Annotated in this window: 12 protein-coding genes; 2 read left to right on the plus strand and 10 right to left on the minus strand. The window is 62.7% G+C overall.

The window, feature by feature from the left end; genetic code table 11:
- Window positions 1–10: 10 nt before the first annotated feature.
- The 5 genes from ACP26L_RS26790 to tkt all read right to left on the minus strand — a co-directional run bounded on the left by ACP26L_RS26790 (window position 11) and on the right by tkt (window position 8,593).
- A complete protein-coding gene (locus ACP26L_RS26790) occupies window positions 11–586 on the minus strand; it encodes a chemotaxis protein CheB (protein ID WP_426447961.1) in 576 nt (191 codons plus the stop codon).
- Between the two features lie 26 nt (window positions 587–612).
- Entirely contained in the window at window positions 613–1,446 is an 834-nt protein-coding gene (locus ACP26L_RS26795; protein ID WP_426447962.1) for a CheR family methyltransferase, read from the minus strand.
- A 4-nt stretch (window positions 1,447–1,450) separates the two neighbouring features.
- Window positions 1,451–5,617, minus strand: coding sequence for a response regulator (locus tag ACP26L_RS26800; RefSeq protein ID WP_426447964.1), 4,167 nt, complete (start codon window positions 5,615–5,617; stop codon window positions 1,451–1,453).
- Between the two features lie 203 nt (window positions 5,618–5,820).
- A complete protein-coding gene (fsa, locus tag ACP26L_RS26805; RefSeq protein WP_013919716.1) occupies window positions 5,821–6,477 on the minus strand; it encodes a fructose-6-phosphate aldolase in 657 nt (218 codons plus the stop codon).
- 91 nt (window positions 6,478–6,568) lie between these two features.
- A complete protein-coding gene (gene tkt, locus ACP26L_RS26810) occupies window positions 6,569–8,593 on the minus strand; it encodes a transketolase (RefSeq protein WP_426447966.1) in 2,025 nt (674 codons plus the stop codon).
- A 115-nt stretch (window positions 8,594–8,708) separates the two neighbouring features.
- On the opposite strand from tkt, the gene ACP26L_RS26815 reads away from it, so the two are divergent.
- Together ACP26L_RS26815 and ACP26L_RS26820 are read left to right on the plus strand one after the other, a co-directional pair.
- On the plus strand, window positions 8,709–9,617 hold the full coding sequence (locus ACP26L_RS26815) for a LysR family transcriptional regulator (protein ID WP_426447968.1): 909 nt from the start codon (window positions 8,709–8,711) through the stop codon (window positions 9,615–9,617).
- A gap of 245 nt (window positions 9,618–9,862) precedes the next feature.
- The gene (locus ACP26L_RS26820; protein ID WP_426447970.1) at window positions 9,863–11,617 is read left to right on the plus strand and encodes a methyl-accepting chemotaxis protein; all 1,755 of its coding nucleotides are present in this window, start codon (window positions 9,863–9,865) and stop codon (window positions 11,615–11,617) included.
- A gap of 1,138 nt (window positions 11,618–12,755) precedes the next feature.
- On the opposite strand, the gene ACP26L_RS26825 is transcribed toward ACP26L_RS26820, so the two are convergent.
- Genes ACP26L_RS26825 through ACP26L_RS26845 form a run of 5 tightly spaced genes read right to left on the minus strand, consistent with a single transcriptional unit; the run spans window position 12,756 to window position 20,481 of the window.
- Window positions 12,756–13,259: a PaaI family thioesterase gene (locus ACP26L_RS26825; protein WP_426447972.1), complete on the minus strand. Its 504-nt coding sequence runs from the start codon at window positions 13,257–13,259 to the stop codon at window positions 12,756–12,758.
- A gap of 47 nt (window positions 13,260–13,306) precedes the next feature.
- A complete protein-coding gene (locus ACP26L_RS26830; protein WP_426447974.1) occupies window positions 13,307–15,001 on the minus strand; it encodes a long-chain-fatty-acid--CoA ligase in 1,695 nt (564 codons plus the stop codon).
- 32 nt (window positions 15,002–15,033) lie between these two features.
- Entirely contained in the window at window positions 15,034–16,815 is a 1,782-nt protein-coding gene (locus tag ACP26L_RS26835) for an acyl-CoA dehydrogenase family protein (protein WP_426447976.1), read from the minus strand.
- A 58-nt stretch (window positions 16,816–16,873) separates the two neighbouring features.
- Window positions 16,874–18,058, minus strand: a complete 1,185-nt coding sequence (locus ACP26L_RS26840; protein WP_426447978.1) for an acetyl-CoA C-acyltransferase — start codon at window positions 18,056–18,058, stop codon at window positions 16,874–16,876.
- Window positions 18,059–18,081: 23 nt separating this feature from the next.
- Window positions 18,082–20,481, minus strand: a complete 2,400-nt coding sequence (locus ACP26L_RS26845; protein ID WP_426447980.1) for a 3-hydroxyacyl-CoA dehydrogenase NAD-binding domain-containing protein — start codon at window positions 20,479–20,481, stop codon at window positions 18,082–18,084.
- Window positions 20,482–20,606 lie beyond the last annotated feature (125 nt).

Consider the following 20,606-nt stretch of genomic DNA (forward strand, 5'->3'; position numbering starts at 1 on the left):
ATAAAAACCCCTATTCCTCTTCCTGCGCCAGCCTGCACAGCAGGCTGCCGATCCCCGTGAGCGGCAGGATGTGCTCCGTCTTCACCGCGGCGATCGCCGCCCGCGGCATCGCGTCATACTCCGCTTCCTCCGGGTCCTGCACCACCGCCAGCCCACCCGAGTCTGCAATCCGGGCAAGCCCGGCGCTGCCGTCTCCGTTCGCCCCCGTCAGCACGACGCCGATGCACCTTGGCCCGTATACGTAGGCCGCGCTCTCGAAGAGCACATCGACTGACGGCCGCGAATAATTCACCCGCGGATCCACCGACAGGCTCACCGTGCGGCTTTCCTCGACAAGCATATGATAGCCCGCGGGCGCGAGGTACACGCAGCCCCCTTCGAGCTCCAGCTTGTCCTCCGCTTCCCTCACCCGAATCCGCAGGGAACGGTCCAGCGATTCGGCGAGATAGCTGTCGCTGCTCTCGAGCCGGTGCTGGACGACCAGCACGGGGAGCGGGAAGTCCCCCGGAAGACAGCCGAGCAGGACGGACAGCGCATGGAGCCCGCCCGCGGACACGCCGATCACCACCGCTTCATAGCGCCTCATGCCCATCTCCCCCTCCGCTTCATTCCTCAGAGCTCCGGAAGCTGCTTGCGGAAGATCCTCCACTTCGGCACGAGAGCTTCGAACTGGTCTCCGTTATCGGCAAAATCCAGCGATTCCTTGCTCCCTAGGCAGAGGAACCCGCGGTGGCCGAGACTGCGGCCGAACAGGCCGAGCACCTTGTCCTGCAGATTCCGGTCGAAGTAGATCAGCACATTGCGGCACAGGATCAGGTGCATCTGGCCGAACGCCTCGTCGGTCACAAGGTTGTGCTGCGTGAACACGATATTTTTCTTCAGGCTCTCGTTCATCTTCGCCATCCCGTACTTCGCATGATAATAGTCCGAGAAGGAGGCTCTCCCGCCGCTCTTGAGATAATTGGCGGTGAACTTGCGGATATTCTCCTGCGGGTAGATGCCTTCCTGGGCCGTAACGAGCGATTCCGCGTTCATGTCGGTCCCGTAGATCTGCACCCGGTCATAGAAGCCCTCCTCCTGCAGCAGAATCGCCATGGAATACACTTCCTCCCCGGTCGCGCAGCCCGCATGCCAGATCTTGACGAACGGGTACGTCTTCAGCACCGGAATCACCTTCGTCCGCAGCTCATAGAAGAACTCGGGGTCACGGAACATCTCCGTCACCGTCACCGACATGTCGAGCAGGAAGCGCCTCAGGAACGTCTCATCCCGGAGCACCCTCGGGATCAGGTCGGCCATGTGCGGGGCTCCAGCCTTTTGGCGGATATGATGGAGCCTGCGGATCAGCGAAGAACGGGCGTAGCCCCGAAAATCATATCCGTATCTCCGGTAAATGGCCTCGAGCAGCAGGTCAATTTCTATTTTTTCCGCTTCCTTGGCGTCCATCGGGCTACACCGAGAGCCACACGCGGATCAAGGACAGCAGCTTATCCGTATCCACCGGCTTGGTCATATAGTCGTTGGCCCCTCCTTCTATGCTTTTCTCGCGGTCTCCCGCCATCGCCTTGGCCGTCAAAGCGATGATCGGGAGCGCCGCATGCTTCGGGTTCGCGCGGATGCGCTTCATGGCTTCGTAGCCGTCCATCACCGGCATCATGATGTCCATGATCACAAGCTCTATGTCTTCTTCGTTCTCGAGCTTCTCGAGGGCGAGCTTGCCGTTATCGGCCATCACCACGTTCAGCCCATGCTGGCGGAGCACTTTCGACAGGGCGAACGTATTGCGCAGGTCATCGTCCACGAGCAGAATCTTGCGCCCCTTCAGCGACACGTCCAGCTCTTCCAGCGGCCGCAGCGCCGGCTTCCGTTCATCGGGCAGCGCCCGCTTCACGCTGTGAAGGAACAGGGAGACCTCGTCAAGCAGCCTCTCCGGCGAGTTGACCCCCTTGATCACGATACTGTCCGTAAACGAACCGAGCTCCCTGTACTCCTCCTGCGTGAGCTCCTTGCCCGTATTGATGATGACGGGCGGCAGCGCCTTCTCGCCCTCGGCCACAAGCCGCTGGAGCATCTCGAAGCCCGTCATGTCAGGCAGCTTCAGATCGAGGATCACACAGTCGTAGGTCTGCGCCTTCATCCGCTCTAGGGCATCCCGCCCGGAGAAGACGCTGTGGATCTCCACATTCTTGCCGCGGAGCAGCTCCTGGATCGCCTTCTGGTTCCCCGCGTCGTCCTCGACAACAAGCACCTGCTTGATCCGCTCCTGCAGCGCATCCTCGAACCGGGCGAAGACGCCTTCGAGCTCCTCGGCCGCCACCGGCTTCGGCAGGAAGCCGATGGCCCCCTTCTGCAGGGATACTGCGCTCTCGTCCCGGCCTGACACGATGTGAACGGGGATGTGCCGCGTCTCGCTGTGGAACTTGAGATGGTCGAGCACCTTGAGCCCGCTCATGTCCGGCAGCCCGAGATCGAGCAGGATGGCCGTCGGCACATACTGCTTGGCAAGCTGCAGGGCGCTGAAGCCGTCCCCCGCGGCCAGGCAGCGGAAGCCCTTTTTGCGGGAAAGGTCCATGAGCACCTTGGCGAACTTGGGATCGTCCTCGACGATCAGCAGCACCCTCTCGCCCCCGGCACCGAGTAGCGCTTCGCGGTCATCCGGGATGAACACCTTCGCCGGCTGCGCCGGAAGATCAGCCTCCGCTGATGCCGGGGAAGGGACATCCTCGGGCTCCTGCGTGAGTCCGCTCCGGGGCGCTTCCGGCGCGGATGGCCGGACGGCCTCCTGTGCCGCATCAGCCCCCCCGGCCTGCACGCGGCTGCCGCCGATTGGCAGGTACAGGGTGAACACGCTGCCCTCCCCTTCCCGGCTCTGCAGCTGGATCTCGCCGCCGAGCAGCTTCGCCAGCTCCCGCGAGATCGTCAGCCCAAGGCCTGTGCCGCCGTACTGGCGGGAGGTCGAGCCGTCCGCCTGCTGGAACGCCTCGAAGATCGCGCGCTGCTTGCCGGCCGCAATGCCGATGCCGGTATCCCGCACCTCCAGCGCCACCGTCTCCTCCGGCACGAGTGCTCCGCTCATGAAGCGGGTCTTCGGGTCCGGCGCATAGATCCTCACCGTGACGCTGCCACGGGAGGTGAATTTGAAGGCGTTCGAGAGCAGGTTCTTCAGAATCTGCTCGGTCCGCTGGCCGTCGGTCACGATGGTCTCCGGCAGTCCCGGAGCCAGCTCCAGCTTGAAATCCAGCCCCTTCTCCTGCGCCACATGCCCGAACTGGTTCTGCAGATGGCGCAGAATGCCGGCCAGCCGGACTTCCTCCCGGAGAATATCCATCTTGCCGGCCTCGACCTTCGAGAGGTCGAGGATATCGTTGATGAGCGTGAGCAGATCCAGTCCGCCGCTGTGAATGATTTTGGCGGATTCGATCTGATCCTCGGTCAGGTTGCCCTCATCATTGGCCGCGAGCGACTTGGCCAGAATGAGCAGGGAGTTCAGCGGCGTCCGCAGCTCGTGGGACATGTTCGCGAGGAATTCGGACTTGTACCGGCTCGCCAGCGCCAGCTCTTCGGCCTTCTTCTCGATCTCCGTCTTTGAGAATTGAATCTCCGCGTTCTGCCGCTCGATATCCGCCTTCTGATGCTCGAGGTAGTTCGTCTTCTCCTCGAGCTCTTCGTTGATCGCCTGCAGCTCCTCGCTCTGTATGCGGAGCTTCTCCTCCGACTGCTTCAGCATGCGGGTCTGCTCTTCCAGCTCCTCGTTCGCGGTGCGCAGCTCTTCCTGCTGGGTCTGCAGCTCCTCGGCCAGCTTCTGGGATTCCCGCAGAAGCTCTTCGGTACGCTGACGGCCCACGACACTCTGGATCATGACGCCGAGCAGCTCCGTGAGCTGGTGGAGCAGATCCCGCTGGATATCCGTGAATCCGCCGAACGAAGCAAGCTCCAGGACAGCCACCGTCTCATCGTGATAGAGCACAGGAAGCACGAGGATCGCCCGCGGGCTCGCTTCGCCGAGCCCCGACGTGATCCGGATATAATCCTCGGGCACACCGGTCAGCAGGATCGGCTTCTTCTCCAGCGCACACTGGCCGACAAGACCCTCCCCCGGCCGGAACCGGTTCGATAGGTGCTTGCGCTCCTGGTATGCGAAGCTGCCGAGCAGCACATAGCCGGTCTCCCCGGCCGTTACCCGGCTGCGCTCCCTCACATAGAAAGCCGCCTGGCCAGCCTCGACCAGAAAAGCAATCTCGGAGACGAGCATGGAAACGAGCGTCTGCAGATCGGCAACCCCCTGGGCAAGCCCTGTCAGACGAGCCAGCTGTGTCTTCAACCAGAACTGGCGCTCGTTCTCCGCCTTCGTCTCCTTCAGGGACGTCAGCATCTCCGTCAGTGCGAAGCTGAGGCGGTCCCGGTCGGACCTCGGGACGATCGTCAGCTCATAATCCCCTTGGGAGATCCGGTCCGCTTGGGCGATGACATTCCTTGTGCTCTCCACCATCTGGTTGAACGCCTCGGTCAGCTGGCCGAACTCGTCACGCGAATGCACATCGATTCTGACGTCCGTCTCCCCCTGCAGGATGAGCTCCGTAGCGCGGCGCAGCGCACCGATCTTCCGAAGCAGCATCCGTGAGATCGTCAGAATGAACAGGACGGACAGACCGATGATCAGCACATTCAGGATAATCATGAAGATCAGCGAGGAGATGGATTCCTGCTTCATCCGCTCAAGGGTAGAGAGCAGCAGCTCGGAGAAGCGGGTCTCCACCTCTTTGTAGAGATCGATCTTCTGAGTAGATGCCTTATACCATGCGGACGGATCGATATTCAGCGGCTTATCCACCCCGGTGGCCAGGGCCGCCTGTACCATCCGGTCCACTTCGGTCACCGGCTCACCGCGGACCGTAGCGCGGAAGAACTCCTCCATCTCGGTGGGAGCGAACGAAGCGAAGACGCTGTAGTAGAGCATTTGTTCGCTTCTAAGAACACTGGCCTGCACTTCAAGCGACCTGCTCAGCGTATTGACGGAAAAAGCATGATTGAAGAGCGTACGCTCCCGACTTACGGCATATTTGCTCTTCGACAGGTAGATGTAGGCGGACAGCATATTGCCGACTTCCTGATGCGTGCCGGTATGGGTCATCGCCTCCATGGAGCCGAACAGTGTCTCTATGAGCTCCCGGTAGTAATCCAGGGCTTCCAGCTCCGTTGCCGTCTTCTGATCCACCTTCGAGCGTTCCCCCGCGAGACGGCCCAGCAGGCTCATCGCCTTGGTTAGCTGGCTCTCGAACCGGCTGCCGTACTTCCCTCCCTCCGCCCCTGTCAGACTGCTGCGTAGCTCCGTCAAGAACCGGTCGGTTTCGGCCCGCTGGCTGTTCATCTCCGCCATGCCTACCGTTCCCTGCTCCCCGTAATATCCGGCGACCAGGCCCCGCTCCTTCTGAAGCTCGTGTACGGCGCCATTAAACCGGACCGCGAGCCCGGTCATCTGCTGCAGCTCCGACATGCTGCGGGTTTCCGCTATTCTTCCCGCGATGGCCGTTACCGAGAAATACAGGACCCCCAGCATCGGGATGAGAATCATAAGCATGAGCTTGCTGTTCAGCTTGGCATCCTTGATCCACTGCATACTTGCTCCTCATTTCCGTTCCAAAATAATGCTTATTATTAACTTTTCTTAATAAATAATTCTCCCAACACGACAGAATTCCTCCCCCTTTTCCTGAATTCGCCATAAAATGAGAACGCTCCCGCACGCGAAAAAGCCGCTTCCGAAACAAGGCCCGGAAACGGCTTTGGGATCATATAAAGTTGGCAGGTGGATACCTTGACCTAGAATACGCTTTGCTTCGCGCCTTCCCAGTCGGCCAGGAAGCGCTCGATGCCCGCATCGGTCAGTGGATGCTTCGTCATGGACTGGATCACTTTGTATGGAACTGTCGCGATGTCGGAGCCGTGGAGAGCCGATTCGATGACGTGTGCGGAGTGGCGTACAGACGCCGCGATGATCTCGGAGGTGATGCCGTGAATTTTGAAGATATCCGAGATTTCCTTGATGAGGTTCATGCCCACCTGGTTGATGTCGTCCAGACGGCCGATGAACGGAGATACGTACGTCGCCCCCGCTCTTGCCGCCAGCAGCGCCTGCGTGGAGGAGAAGATCAGTGTTACGTTCGTCTTGATGCCGAGCTCGGAGAAGATCTTCGTCGCCTTCAGACCTTCTTCGGTCATCGGCAGCTTCACGACCACGCTGGAGCCGAGAGCGGCCAGCTTCTTGCCCTGCTCGACCATTTCATTCGCTTCGAGCGAGATGACTTCCGCGCTGATCGGCAGATCGCCGACGATGGAGATAATTTCTTTTACCGTTTCGAAGAAGTCGCGGCCTTCCTTGGCAATCAGGGAAGGGTTCGTCGTTACCCCTGCAATCACGCCCAGCTCATGCGCTTTGCGGATTTCTTCAACGTTCGCCGTATCGATAAACAGTTTCATCTTCTCATCTCTCCCTGGTCTGATAGGTATTGATCAAGCGGCGAATCAGCCTCCCGGCCGGACCGGCCGGGGACTGTTCTCCCGCATGTGATTAAGCAAAAAACTTCTGCACGACGCGCTCCGCGATCTTCTCCGGCGTGAAGCCGTACTCGGAGATCACTTTGTCCGGCTTGGAGGATGCGCCGAACTGCTTGATGCCGATGGTGAAGCCTTCGCCGCCGAGGACTTCGTCCCAGCCGGACGGGTAGGCCATCTCGATCGCCACACGCGCCTTCACGCCCGGCAGGATGACTTCGTCGCGGTATTCCTGCGGCTGACGCTCGAACAGTTCACGGCTCGGCATCGAAATCACGCGCGCCTTGATGTTCTGCGCGGCCAGCGTTTCTTTGACCTTCAGCGCGAGGCTCACTTCGGAACCGGTCGCTACGAGCTGCACGTCCGGAGCGCCGCCCTCGGCGTCAGACAGCACATAAGCGCCGCGGTGGATATTCGCCGCCGCAAGCTCGCGGGTGCCTTCGAGCACCGGCAGGTTCTGGCGGGACAGCGCCATCACGTACGGGCCTTCGGCCGCTTCTACCGCATAGCGGTATGCCGCGGACGTCTCGTTCGCATCCGCCGGACGGAACAGCGTCAGATCCGGGATCAGGCGCATCGACGGAATCTGCTCGATCGGCTGGTGCGTCGGGCCGTCTTCGCCAACCGCGATGCTGTCGTGCGTGAAGACGTAGATCGCCGGCACCTTCATCAGCGCCGACAGGCGGATAGCGCCGCGCAGGTAATCGCTGAACACAAGGAACGTGCCGCAGTAAGCGCGCAGGCCGCCGTGCAGCAGCATGCCGTTCACCGCCGCGCCCATCGCGAACTCACGCACGCCGAACCAGAGGTTGCGGCCCGCATAGTTCTTCGCGCTGAAGGCATCTTCGCCGTTCAGTGCAGTCAGGTTGGAGGAAGCGAGATCGGCCGAGCCGCCGATGAAGCTCGGGATGCCCTTCGCCAGCGCGTTCAGCGCCTTGCCCGAAGCTGTACGGGTCGAGATCGCCCCGTCTTCCGGCGAGAAGACCGGCAGGTGCGCATCCCAGCCTTCCGGCAGTTCGCCGCTGACGGCCGACTTGAGCTGCTGCGCAAGCTCAGGATAAGCCAGCGCATAGCCGCTCCACAGCTTCTCCCACTCGAGCTCTTCCGCGCTCCAGCGCTGCTGCAGCTCCGCGAAGTGGAACGTGACCGCCTCCGGCACGTAGAAGTCCGGCTCGAGCGGCCAGCCGAGCGCTTCCTTCGTCAGGCGCAGCTCTTCCTTGCCGAGCGGGGAGCCGTGCGTACCGCCGTGGCCGCCCTTGCCCGCTTTGTTCGGGGAACCGTAGCCGATCGTCGTCTTGATCTCGATCAGGGTCGGACGGGACAGGTCGGCCCGGCCTTCTTCGATCGCCAGGGCAATCGCTTCGATGTTGTTCTCTTCTTCCACGCGCAGGTACTGCCAGCCGTAGGACTCGTAACGCGCCTTCACGCTCTCGGAGAAGCTCATGCTGAGCTCGCCGTCAAGCGAGATATCGTTCGAATCGTACAGCACGATGAGCTTGCCGAGCTTGAGGTGGCCTGCCAGCGAGGATGCTTCGCCGGAGATGCCTTCCATCAGGTCGCCGTCGCCGCAGATGGAGTAGGTGTAATGATCGACTACCGGATAGCCTTCTTTGTTGTACACCGCGCTCATATGCGCTTCCGCCATCGCCATGCCGACCGCCATCGCCACGCCCTGGCCGAGCGGACCGGTCGTCGCTTCCACGCCGGCCGTGTGGCCGTATTCCGGGTGGCCCGGCGTCCGGCTGCCCCACTGGCGGAACTGCTTCAGGTCCTCCAGCGTTACGTCATAGCCGGTCAGGTGCAGCAGCGAGTACAGCAGCATCGAGCCGTGGCCGGCCGACAGGACGAAGCGGTCGCGGTTGACCCACTTCGGGTTCGCCGGGTTGTGCTTCAGGAAACGGCTCCAAAGCGTGTAAGCCATCGGCGCGGCGCCCATCGGCATGCCGGGGTGACCCATGCCCGCCTTCTCTACGGCGTCGATGGTCAGGGTGCGGATCGTGTTAATGCTCAGATGTTCAACCGAAGTATCTACGGTAATCAAGTCATCGCCCTCCCAGGTGCATTGTCAACTTTTTCTCCCTTCATTATAATAAAGAGCATGCTTATATATGTAATTGATATCTTGAATACTCGCTATAGAGGGTGTCTATATCCATATGATCAACTTTGAGCTGTACAAAGTGTTCTACCTCACCGCCCGCTCCGGCAGCCTGTCGAAGGCCGCCAAAGAGCTCTACATCACGCAGCCGAGCGTCAGCCATTCGATCAAGCTGCTCGAGGAAGGTCTCGGCCTGCAGCTCTTCGCCCGCACCTCCCGCGGGGTGGAACTGACGAAGGAAGGCGGCGTGCTCTACACGTACATCGAGCAGGCCTTCAACTTCATCTCCCTCGCCGAGCAGAAGATGGAGGAGCTGCGCAGCAACACGAGCGGGGAGATCCAGATCGGCGGCAGCGACTCGCTCTGCAAGCATTACCTGCTCCCCTTCCTGGAGTCGTTCCACCGCGAGTTCCCCGGGATCGGCATCAACCTGGTGCACGGCACAACCCCCGAGATCGTCAGGAGCCTCAAGGAGGGCAAAATCGACATCGGCATCGTCCGCCTGCCCGTCACCGACGAGCAGCTCCTGGTCCGCGAAGGCATCACGATCCGCGACTGCTTCGTCGCCGGCCCCAAGTACCGCGAACTCGCCGAACGGGACGTCTCGCTCGAGGAGCTGCTCGCCTACCCGATCATCCTGTTCTCCCGCAACTCCTCCTCCCGGCGCTTCATCACGAAGCAGTTCCTGGAGCAGGGGCTCGTCCTCGAGCCGGAGATCGAGCTCGGCAGCGTCGACCTGCTCATCGAGTTCGCGAAGATCGGCTTCGGCGTCTCCTTCGTCACCCGCGAATTCGTCGCGAAGGAGCTAGAGGAGAAGACGCTCTTCGAGGTGAAGCTGAAGGCGCCGCTTCCTTCGACGCGCGTCGGCATCATCACGCTGAAGAGCGTACCCCTCTCGGCGGCGGCGGCCGAGTTCATCAAGAAGCTGGAGGGCGGCGGGGAGGCAAGGGCGGCGAGCCCGGCTTGAGTGGCCGGCCGCCTGAGGAGGCCGCAGCGTGCACAGGTGCACCGTATCTTGGGGGATACGGTGCTTTTTGCCATGTCCACCGTCGTGTCAGGATTACCGCCTGGGGCTCTGTAGGACTTCAGCCCTCTCAGGCCGACAGGAATCCCTTCCATACGCCTATGCAGACGGGAGGGCGGCACTGCCGATATAGACAGTAATTCTACCTGCCAATAGGACCAGCCCCCAACGAAACGGAGAAACCGACCATGCTAAACAAACTCGGCCTGCGTACCAAGCTCATGATGATGCTTCTGATTCCTCTGCTCCTTCTGCTCCTAACCAATGCTTATGGCATGCGGAAGATGAGTGTTATGCAGCAGAACCTGATCGTCTCGCTGCACGATTCGACCTACCGCAGCTCGGAAGCGCTGCTCAATGCCGACCGCGACCTGTACCAGGCGCTCGTCGCCGCAGAGAAGCTGCTCCTGATCCCGGCCGGAACTGAAGCTTTCGCGGCCGGTGAGAAAGACACCCGGGACAACCTCGCTCAAGCGAAGGAACGGGTTCGTGAAGCCGAGGCGATCTGGAAGCGGAATCAGGCCCAGCTGCTCGCGCCTGACGCCGAAACGAAGCTGGCCGCCCAGTTCAGCCTGTTCGGCCAGGAAATCGCCGTTTGGGAATCCGGCTCCGCCGAGGTCATCCGTTCGCTGGCCGGCACCCAGCCCGGCTCGCGTGAAGCACAAGCGGCGAAGCTTGACGGGCTCGACAAGACCTTCGGGACGGCCCGCAATGCGCTCAACGGGCTGGAAGAACTCGTCGACGCCAATGCCGGCCGGCAGATCGAGCAGACGATGGACGCGATGGAAGCCCTGAAGCTGAAGCTGGCCGCCGTCGTCCTGCTCGCGGGACTTGCGATCGTGGCTCTGGGCTGGATGGTATCGCGGGACATCCGCCGGTCCGTCGGCCGCGTGGTCGAGGTAGCCAACCGCGTCGCGGAAGGCGATCTCACGGTCGGGGAGATCCCCGTAACGACGAAGGACGAGATCGGCCGGCTGGCTGCGTCCATTAACGGGATGACACGCAGCCTGCGGGAGCTCATCACGGCCATCAACACGACTGCCATGCAGGTAGCCGCCTCCTCGCAGGAGCTGTCCGCTTCGGCCGAAGAGACGGGCAAAGCCGGCGAGCATATCGCCGAGAGCATCCAGGGGATCGCCTCCGATGCCGAGACCCAGCGGCTCAGCGTGGGCTCCGGCTTCCGGAGCCTGCAGGAGATCACCGGCGCGGCCCGCCGCATCTCGGAGAGCCTGGACAATGTCAGCGGCCATGCCAGGGGGACGTCCCGGAAGACGGCCGAGGGCAGCCAGCGCATCCGCGCGGCCGTCGGGCGGATGACGAGCATCGGCCGCTCGGTCGCCGAGCTGGGCGGCTCAGTCCGCACGCTCGGGGACCATTCCCGGGACATCGAGAGCTTCGCCCGCACGATTGCCGGCCTCTCGAATCAGACGAACCTGCTCGCGCTCAATGCCGCCATCGAAGCGGCACGGGCCGGGGAGCAGGGCCGCGGCTTCGCGGTGGTCGCCGGCGAAGTGCGCAAGCTGGCCGAGCTCTCCAGCGAGGCGGCCAAGAACGTCAGCGGGCTCGTGCAGCAGATGCTGGCGGTGACCGGCCAGACCACCGCTTCCATGAGTTCCACGGCCCATGAAGTGGAGCTCGGCATCACGGCCGTCCACGAAGCGGATGCCGCCTTCACTGAGATTCAGGAGTCGATCGGCGAAGTCGTCGATTACATCTCCCGCACCTCGGCGGACACCCGCGAGATGTCCGAAGGCGCCGGCCAGGTGAACGCCGCCTTCCAGGAGATCGGCGTGATCATGGACCGTTCGGCCGGCGACGCGCAGAACGTGTCGGCCGCCTCCGAAGAGCAGCTCGCCACGATGGAGGACATCTCCTCCTCCGCCCGGGCCATGGCGCACATGGCCGAGGAGCTGCAGGGGCTGATCCTGCGCTTCAAGCTGTAGGGCGGCGGCGGGCATGCACGCGGCTGGTTTGTGCCGCTCCACAGCGGCGTACGCGGCAGCGGCGGACTGCATTGTGGCTACGCCAGACTGCCAACTGCTTGCCCGCATACAGCCAATTCGTCCAACTGGCTTACACGCTTGCTCCGCCCAGCCGGACCGCCAACTGGTTCACACGCTTGCACCGCCGTCGGACCGCCAACTAGCTCGCTCGCTTGTACCGCCAGCCGGACCGCCAACTGGCTCGCTCGCTTGCACCGCCAGCCGGACCACCAGCTGGCTCGCTCGCTTGCACCGCCGTCGGACTGCCAACTGGCTCACACACTTGCTCCGCCGCCGGGCCGCCAACTGGCTCGCTCGCTTGCACCGTCAGCCGGTCCTCCAACTGGCTCACACACTTGCTCCGCCAGCCGGACCGCCAACTGGCTCGCTCGCTTGCACCGTCTGCCGGTCCGCCAACTGGCTTACACGCTTGCACCGCCAGCCGGACCGCCAACTGGTTCACACGCTTGCACCGCCGTCGGACTGCCAACTGGCTCGCTCGTTTGCTGACGCAAAGAAAGACCGCATCGTCCAGACCTTTTGACTGGGGAGGCGGTCTTTCGTTTTGCGGACAGCCTTTTCGCAGTACCGCCGCGCACAGCATCCTCCGGCGAAAATAGCGGAACTCAGATTAACTCAGATGCCTTATGCTGCCTAAAAAAGAGCAGCTGAGCCGCATAGCGGAACGGAAGTTCGCTATTTCGATGCATGAGGCCGTTTGCGGAGCGAAAGGACATGCATAGCGCACCTGAGTTCCGCTACCCGCCGGGAAATACCGAGAAATAAGTCAATAAGGCATCCTAGTTCCTCTATTTCAATAGGGAGGATTGAGCCGGCGGCGGGTGCTCCATGCGGCTCCCGCGGAGGGCGAAGGGCTCCGTTTGAGATGCCGTATACAAAGCAGGCAGCCTCCTCGTATTCGGGATTAAGTCCACAGCCTGAAAGACCGCATCCACCTTAAAAGGGGTGCGGTCTTTGCCGTTCGGCGCAAGGGAAAGAGGCCTAGTTAGGCATATAGGTGGTTATGCAGCTTAAACACCTCCAGCCTTGCCCGGAACCGGAGCCACTCTGCCCTCCCGTGAAACTGCCGCCCCGTCTTCTACGTTTGCGATGCGTCCGGACCGCTGGATCCGCCCGCATCCTCTTCCGCCTTCGAAGCCGGCTTCCCGCCGCCGGCTCCGGACTCCAGCACCCGGAACGTACCCGTTCCGTACGCACACAGCGTGCCGTCCTCCGCATGGACATACCCCTGCGTCGTCACCATGCGGCGCGATTGGTGGATGAGCTCCGCACTGACCGTGACAGTGCCTTTGCGGACGGAGCTCAGGTAGTGCAGATTGAGGTTGGTCGTCACGACCGCTTCCAGCGGCCTGACGGCCATCGCCATCAGCCCCATGATCGAATCCAGCAGCGCGGCATGGACGCCGCCGTGCAGGATGCCCAGCATGTTCAGGTGATGGGCCTCGATCTTCAGGGCCGCCGCCACGCGGGCCGGCCCGAACTCAGTCACCTCGCCGCCGACATGGTCCCAGAAGGTGCCCTGGGGCGAGGAGGCTTTTAACAGCTCCAGATGCGCCTCGCTTCCCCCTTCAATATTCTCCATCGCTCTTCCCTCCAGCCCCTCTGACCGTATTGTCAGGATTAGGGTATTCAGGCCCCCTGATCTTTATCCTTACCCGGCGGCTCCTGCCCCTCTTCAATCAGCCTGCGGCGCAGTACCTTGCCGACCATCGTCTTCGGGAAGCTCTCGCGGAACTCGAAGATCTTCGGGACCTTGTAGACGGCCAGCCGCTCCTTGCACCAGCGCTTCAGGCTTTCCTCATCCGTGGCGGCCCCCTGCTTCAGCACGATGAACGCCTTGACCGTCTCGCCCCGGTACGGATCGGACACACCGGCGACCACCGCCTCCTCCACGTCCGGATGCTCGAAGAGCACCTCCTCGACCTCGCGCGGGTAGATGTTGTAGCCACCTGCAATGATGAGGTCCTTGTGCCGGTCGAGGATGAAGAAATAGCCGTCCTCATCCATCCGGGCCATATCGCCCGTGGACAGCCAGCCGTCCCTCAGCACCTTCGCCGTCTCATCCGGCCGCTTCCAATAGCCCGCCATGACCTGCGGCCCGCGGACGACCAGCTCCCCGATCTGCCCCTGCGGCACCTCTTCCCCGCTCTGCGGATCGACGATGCGCGCCTCGGTATCCGGGAGAGGGATGCCGATCGAGCCCAGCTTCCGGGCCTCCCAGATGTTGTTGGCATGGGTAACCGGCGAGGCTTCCGTGAGTCCGTAGCCTTCGATGAGCTTGCCTCCCGTCAGGCTCTCGAACCGCTCCTGCACCTCATGGGGCAGCGGAGCCGCGCCGGAGATGCAGAACCCGATCGAGGACAGGTCGTATTCCCGGATATCCGGGTGGTTGATCAGCGAGATGTACATCGTCGGCGCCCCCGGGAACACGGTGGGCTTCAGCTTGTGAATCGTCGTCAGCACTTCTTCTACCCGGAATCTCGGGATAAGGATCAGCGTGCCGGCCAGATAGACCGACTGGTTCATGAGCACCGTCATACCGAACACGTGGAAGAACGGAAGGGCCGCAAGATATTTCTCCTGCGCCTCCTTCGTCCGGTAGGCCCAGAGGCGGCTCTGGATCGTATTGGCCACGAGGTTCCGATGCGTGAGCATGACCCCCTTGGGGCGGCCTGTCGTGCCTCCGGTATATTGAATGAGTGCAAGATCGCTCCCGGCATCCACCTCTACATCCACGGCCTCCGGAGAAGACGTTTTGAGCAGTTTCGAAAAAGAAATCACGCGCTCCCCATAATCGACAACGGGTTTCTGTCCGTCCTTGCGGAGCTTCAATCCATAGAGCACGTTCTTCGGAAAAGGCAGATAGTCCGCCAGGGACGTCACCACGAGGTGCCCGAGCCCCGTGGCCGGCATCACCCCCTGGACCCGCTCGCAGAGCAGGTCCAAGGTGACGATCAGCTTCGCGTCCGCGTCGTTCAGCTGGTATTCCAGCTCCCGCGGCATATACAGCGGGTTCGTCATGACGACGACCCCGCCGATCAGCAGCGTGCCGTAGTAGGCGATCACCGCCTGCGGACAGTTCGGCAGCATGACGGCCACGCGGTCCCCCTTGCGGACGCCGAGGCCGAGCAAGCCGTTCGCGAAGCGCCGGGCACTCTCAAGCAGGCTCCGGTAAGTTACCGTCCGGCCCATAAAATACAAGGCCGGATGGTCGCCATACTTCGCGGCGGAGTCCTTCAGGAACTGAGCCAGATTGTGACGCGGATACTCGTAGGTCGGCGGTACGGATGCGGGATACTGTCCAATCCAAGGTTGGCCTGACAAGTCGAACCCCCCTATCCTGCTAATCTGGCTTCCTAGAGCGCGTACTTCTCCGCTTCAATGACCTTGGCGGCGATGCCGCGCTTGAGTTCGATGGTGTTCACCGCCGACCTGCGCGTAAGCTTCTTGAGCACCGACAGCTGCGTCCTCAGCACGTCGCCGGTCTCCATGGCGGCCAGCGTCTCCTTCGCGAGCTCGTGGATGCGGTCGAACGACTCATGCACGAACACAATCGTCATGTCGGCCGCATGCTTCGCCTTGGCCTCCCCCGCGCGGCCGATGAGCTTCTTCGTGCGGAGCAGCGCGCTCTCCATGGCGAAGACCAGGATCATGATGTCGGCGAGGTGGCTGAGGATCTCCTGCTCCGCCTCGAGCTTCGTCTGATACTTCTGCACGGCACCGGCGCCGGCCATCAGAAAGATTTTCTTCGCCATGGCCAGCAGATGCGTCTCTTCTTCAAGTACGCCCTCGAACACCTGGCCCGGCACCAGCTGGAGCAGCTCGGACTGAAGCGCCATCGCCTTCTGCATGAGCGGCAGTTCGCCCTTCATCGCCCGCTTGATCAGCGTGCCGGGAATGAGCAGCCGGTTGATCTCGTTCGTGCCCTCGAAAATGCGGTTGATCCGCGAATCCCGGTAGATGCGCTCGATCCGGTACTCCTGGATGAACCCGTAGCCGCCGTGGATCTGCACGCCTTCGTCGGCGACGAAGTCCAGCACCTCGGAGCCGAACACCTTGTTGATCGAGCACTCGAGCGCATACTCGGCGATCGCCTTGGCCGACTGGGCGCCGGCCTGCGGGGAACTCGTGTCAACCTCGGCCAGCCCTTCGTCGAACAGGCCCGCCGTGCGGTACACCATGCTCTCCAGTACATAGGTACGGATGTTCATCTCGGCGAGCTTCTTGCCGATGAGCGGGAACGACGAGATCGCCCGGCCGAACTGGGTCCGCTCATTGGCATACTTTGCCGAGAGCGCAATAGCGTCTTTCGCCGCGCCGACGCAGCCCGCAGCGAGCTTGAAGCGCCCGATGTTCAGGATGTTGAAGGCGATGAGGTGGCCTTTGCCGATCTCCCAGAGCAGGTTCTCCACCGGCACGTGCACGTCTTCGAGAATGAGCGGGCAGGTCGACGAGCCCTTGATACCCATCTTCTTCTCCTCCGGCCCGATGCTCACGCCCTCCATCGTCCGCTCGACGATGAAGGTCGAGAAGTCCGTGCCGTTCACCTTGGCGTACACGATGAAAAGGTCCGCAAAGCCCGCATTCGTTATGAACTGCTTCGTCCCGTTCAGCACATAGTGCTTGCCGTCCGCGGACAGCACGGCCGCCGTCTTAGCGCCCAGCGCATCCGAGCCGGAGGAAGGCTCCGTGAGACAGTACGCCGCGATCTTCTCACCGGAAGCGAGAGCCGGCAGATACTTCTGTTTCTGCTTCTCATTGCCGAAGTAGACGATCGGCAGGGTGCCGATGCCGACATGCGCGCCGACCGAGAGGGCGAAGGCGGACGCTTTGGTCAGCCGCTCGTTGATCAGCGTCGAGCTCACCTTATCGAGCCCGAGCCCCCCGTAGGCCTCCGGCACATCCGCGCCCAGGAGGCCGAGCTCGCCGGCGGCCCGCAGTTTTTCTACCGTAAGCTCATAGTTCAGCTTCTCGATCGCCTCGTCGTGCGGCTCGATCTCTCCCGCAACGAAATCCTCCGTCGTCTGGGCGATCATGCGGTGCTCTTCGGTGAAATCCTCCGGGGTTACGACCCGGCTTGGGTCCATTTCTTCAATAATGAAGCTGCCCCCTACCACTTTGCCTGCCGCTTTGTTCATCCCGATCACTGCTCCCTTTTTCCTGAATATGGGTGATGAAGTAAAAAGAGTGCCCGCTCTACGCCCCGTGCACCTCGAACACGCCTGCAGCTCCCATCCCGCCGCCGATGCACATCGACACGACGCCGAAGCCGCCGCCCCGCCGGCGCAGCTCATGCAGCAGCGTCGCCGTAATCTTCGTGCCCGTGCAGCCGAGCGGGTGACCGAGTGCGATCGCCCCGCCGTTCACGTTCACCTTCGCCTCGTCGATGCCGAGCTCGCGGATGACCTGCACACACTGCGAGGCGAACGCCTCGTTGATCTCGAACAGCGACACGTCCTGCAGCCCGATGCCCGCCATCTGCAGCGCCTTCGGGATCGCCTTCACCGGGCCGACGCCCATGATCTCCGGCTCCACGCCGGCGAGAGCGAACGAGCGGAACGTCGCCAGCGGCTTCAGCCCGAGCATGTCAGCCTTCTCGCGGCTCATCACGACGCACGCCGCCGCCCCGTCGCTCATCTGCGAGGCGTTGCCCGCCGTGACGCTGCCGCCGAGCCGGAAGGCCGGACGGAGCTTCGCCAGACCCTCGGGCGAGGTGTCCGGCCGGACGCCTTCGTCCGTGTCGACGGTGTACCGCTTCCGCTTGACCTTCCCGGCCTCATCCAGCACCGTCCACTCCGCCTCGAACGGGACGATCTCCTCGCGGAACCGGCCTTCCGCGATCGCGGCCGCCGCCTTGCGGTGGGACTCCACCGCGAAGCGGTCCTGGTCCTCGCGGGTGACGCCGAACCGGTCCGCCACCTGCTCCGCCGTGTGGCCCATGCCGATGTACACCTCCGGCATCGTCTCGACGATCTTCGGATTCGGCGATACCTTGAAGCCCGTCATCGGCACGTGGCTCATGCTCTCTACGCCTCCGGCGATGATCACATCGGCATGGCCGAGCATGATCCGCTCGGCGGCGAAGGCGATCGACTGCAGCCCCGACGAGCAGAACCGGTTGATGGTGAGCGCCGGCACCGTCACGGGGAAGCCCGCGTACAGCGACATGATGCGGGCGAAGTTCAGCCCCTGCTCGCCCTCCGGCATTGCGCAGCCAATGATGACGTCCTCCACGTCCTCCTTGCTCAGCCCCGGCGCCCGGTCGATCACCGCCTGGAGCACGGCCCGGCCCAGGTCCTCGGCCCGCGTCTGCGCGAACACGCCCTTCTTGGCTTTGCCGATGGCGGTTCGGGCGATGGATACGATCACTGCTTCTCTCATTCCCTCAAGTCCCCTCTCCGTGGTTAGTTGCGCAGCGCCTTGCCTTTGGACAGCATATGGCTCATCCGCGCCTGGGTCTTCGGTTCGCCGCAGAGGCTGAGGAACGCCTCGCGCTCCAGATCGAGCATGTATTGCTCCGTCACCAGCGTGCCTGCGGGCATATCCCCGCCGGCCAGCACGTGGGCGAGCTTCTTCGCGATATGCAGGTCGTGGTCGCTGATGTAGCCGCCCTGCCTCAGGCCGAGTGCGCCAAGCGTCAGCACCGCCTTGCCTTCGGCGCCCGCCACGCGGAATTTCTCCTCGCGGATCGGCTCATAGCCGGAGGCGACGAGCTGCAGGGCCGACTGCTTCGCCTCGTAGATCAGGTGGTCCTGGTTCACCACGATTCGGTCCCCCGGCGTCATCAGCCCGAGCTTCTTGGCGTCATGGCCGCTGGTGGACACCTTCGCCATCCCGACCGTCTCGAACACCTGGTTCAGGTAGGGCTGGAGGTCGCTGTCCGGATGCGGGTTGTTCTGCGCAATGCGCAGCGCGAGCTCCTTGCAGCCGCCGCCGGCCGGGATGAGACCCACGCCCACCTCCACGAGGCCGTAGTACGTCTCGGCCGCCGCCACGATCCGGTCCGCCGGCATGCAAGCCTCGACGCCGCCGCCGAGCGTCATCCGGTGCGGAGCCGCCACGACCGGTTTCTCGAATCGTTTGACCTTGTACATCGTGTTCTGGAAGAGGCGGATGATGCCGTCAATCTCCTCCCACTCCTCGTCCTGCGCTTCCATCAGGAGGATCATGAGGTTCGCCCCGACGCAGAAGTTGCGGCCCTGGTTCGCGATGACGAGCCCGTCGAAGCCGCGACGGACCTCCTCCAGGCTCTGCCCGATCATCGTCAGAATGTCCGCTCCGATCGCATTGTTCGGCGAGTGGAACTCCAGGCAGGCGATGCCGTCGCCGATGTCGATCAGCGAAGCGCCGGAGTTCGAGCGCACAACCTTGTTCTGTTCCTTCAGAGCCCTCAGTGAGATGACTTCCTTTGGCTGGTCGAGCGCCGTGTACGCCCCCTGGTGCACATAGAACGTGCGGCCTTCCTCCTGGCGGTAAAAGCTCCGGTTGCCGGCCTCGATCCACTCTTTGACCCAGGCGGGAACGGTCAGCCCTTCGGCTTCCATCCGGTTGACGGACCTGACCAGCCCGAGCGCATCCCACGTCTCGAACGGGCCGAGCTCCCAGTTAAAGCCCCACCGCATCGCTTCGTCGATCTCCTGCACCGTATCCGCAATCTCGCCGAGCCGCTCCGCCGAGTACACGAGCACGAGCTTGAGAATGTCCCACGCGAGATCCGAATACTTGTCGCCCGCGCCGATCAGCGCCTTGACCTTCTCTCGCGCCCCCTTGGCCAGCTTCGCCGCTTCGAGCGAGCCGGAGCCGGTCTTTTTCTGCGGGCGGTAGTCCATCGTGCCGAGGTCCAGCGACAGAATCTCGCTGCGGCCGTCTTCGCCCTTGCGCTTCAGGTAGAAGCCCTGCCCGCTCTTCTCGCCGAGCCAGCCCTTCTCCACCATGGTCCGCAGGACGCCCGGGACGGCGAACACCTGCTTTTCCGCTTCGTCCGTGACGTTCTCATACACGTTGTTCGCCACATGAACGAAGGTGTCGAGGCCGACGAGGTCCAGCGTGCGGAACGTCGCACTCTTCGGCCGGCCCATAGCCGGCCCGGTGACCGCATCGATCTCCTCGACCGCGAAGCCCTTCTCCGTCATCGCCTGCAGCGTGACGAGCAGCCCGTAGGTGCCGATGCGGTTCGCGATAAAGTTCGGCGTATCCTTCGCCGTCACGACGCCCTTGCCGAGCACCCTGCCGCAGAACGCCTTCATATCCTGCAGTAGCTGAGGGTCGGTATGCTCCCCGGGGATGAGCTCGAGCAGCTGCATGTAGCGTGGGGGATTGAAGAAGTGGGTGCCGAGAAAATGCCGTTTGAACTCCACCCCGCAGTCCTCCGACATCGCGTTAATCGAGATGCCGGAGGTGTTCGACGACACGACCGTCCCCGGCTTCCAGTGCTCCTCCACGCGCCGGAGCAGCTCCTTCTTCACCTGCAGGTTCTCCACGACGACCTCGATGACCCAGTCGGCCTCTCCGACCACATGCAGATGGTCTTCGAGATTCCCCGGCGTGATCCGGGCGACGAGGCTCTCGTCATACAGCGGTGCGGGCTTCGTCTTCGCCAGCCTTGCGACCGCTCCGGCCGCCAGCCGGCTGCGGACTGCCGGGTGCTCGGGCGTCAGGCCCTTGGCCTGTTCTTCAGGGGTCAGCGTCCCCGGCACGACGTCGAGCAGGTGGCACGCAATGCCCACATTGGCGAGATGGGCCGCGATGCCGGACCCCATCACACCCGAACCGATGACTACCGCTTTGCGGATGCTTTTGCTCATGGATACGTTCCTCCCAGTCCCAAGTGGTAAATAAAAGTCCTCTCCTGCATGAACCGCTGCGTAAGCTCAACATCTTGCATGTTTTACACTCGTGCAACTCTGATCGGACATCTCTATTGGCGCTC

The organism is Paenibacillus sp. S-38 (assembly GCF_049942825.1).
Lineage (GTDB): Bacteria > Bacillota > Bacilli > Paenibacillales > NBRC-103111 > Paenibacillus_G.

Excerpts from the sequence above, each read along its gene's own strand:
- fsa (WP_013919716.1), bottom strand. The coding sequence starts at position 6,477 with ATGAAACTGTTTATCGATACGGCGAACGTTGAAGAAATCCGCAAAGCG.
- ACP26L_RS26795 (WP_426447962.1), bottom strand. The coding sequence starts at position 1,446 with ATGGACGCCAAGGAAGCGGAAAAAATAGAAATTGACCTGCTGCTCGAG.
- ACP26L_RS26790 (WP_426447961.1), bottom strand. The coding sequence starts at position 586 with ATGAGGCGCTATGAAGCGGTGGTGATCGGCGTGTCCGCGGGCGGGCTC.
- ACP26L_RS26825 (WP_426447972.1), bottom strand. The coding sequence starts at position 13,259 with ATGGAGAATATTGAAGGGGGAAGCGAGGCGCATCTGGAGCTGTTAAAA.
- ACP26L_RS26820 (WP_426447970.1), top strand. The coding sequence starts at position 9,863 with ATGCTAAACAAACTCGGCCTGCGTACCAAGCTCATGATGATGCTTCTG.
- ACP26L_RS26840 (WP_426447978.1), bottom strand. The coding sequence starts at position 18,058 with ATGAGAGAAGCAGTGATCGTATCCATCGCCCGAACCGCCATCGGCAAA.
- ACP26L_RS26845 (WP_426447980.1), bottom strand. The coding sequence starts at position 20,481 with ATGAGCAAAAGCATCCGCAAAGCGGTAGTCATCGGTTCGGGTGTGATG.
- ACP26L_RS26800 (WP_426447964.1), bottom strand. The coding sequence starts at position 5,617 with ATGCAGTGGATCAAGGATGCCAAGCTGAACAGCAAGCTCATGCTTATG.
- ACP26L_RS26815 (WP_426447968.1), top strand. The coding sequence starts at position 8,709 with ATGATCAACTTTGAGCTGTACAAAGTGTTCTACCTCACCGCCCGCTCC.
- ACP26L_RS26835 (WP_426447976.1), bottom strand. The coding sequence starts at position 16,815 with ATGAACAAAGCGGCAGGCAAAGTGGTAGGGGGCAGCTTCATTATTGAA.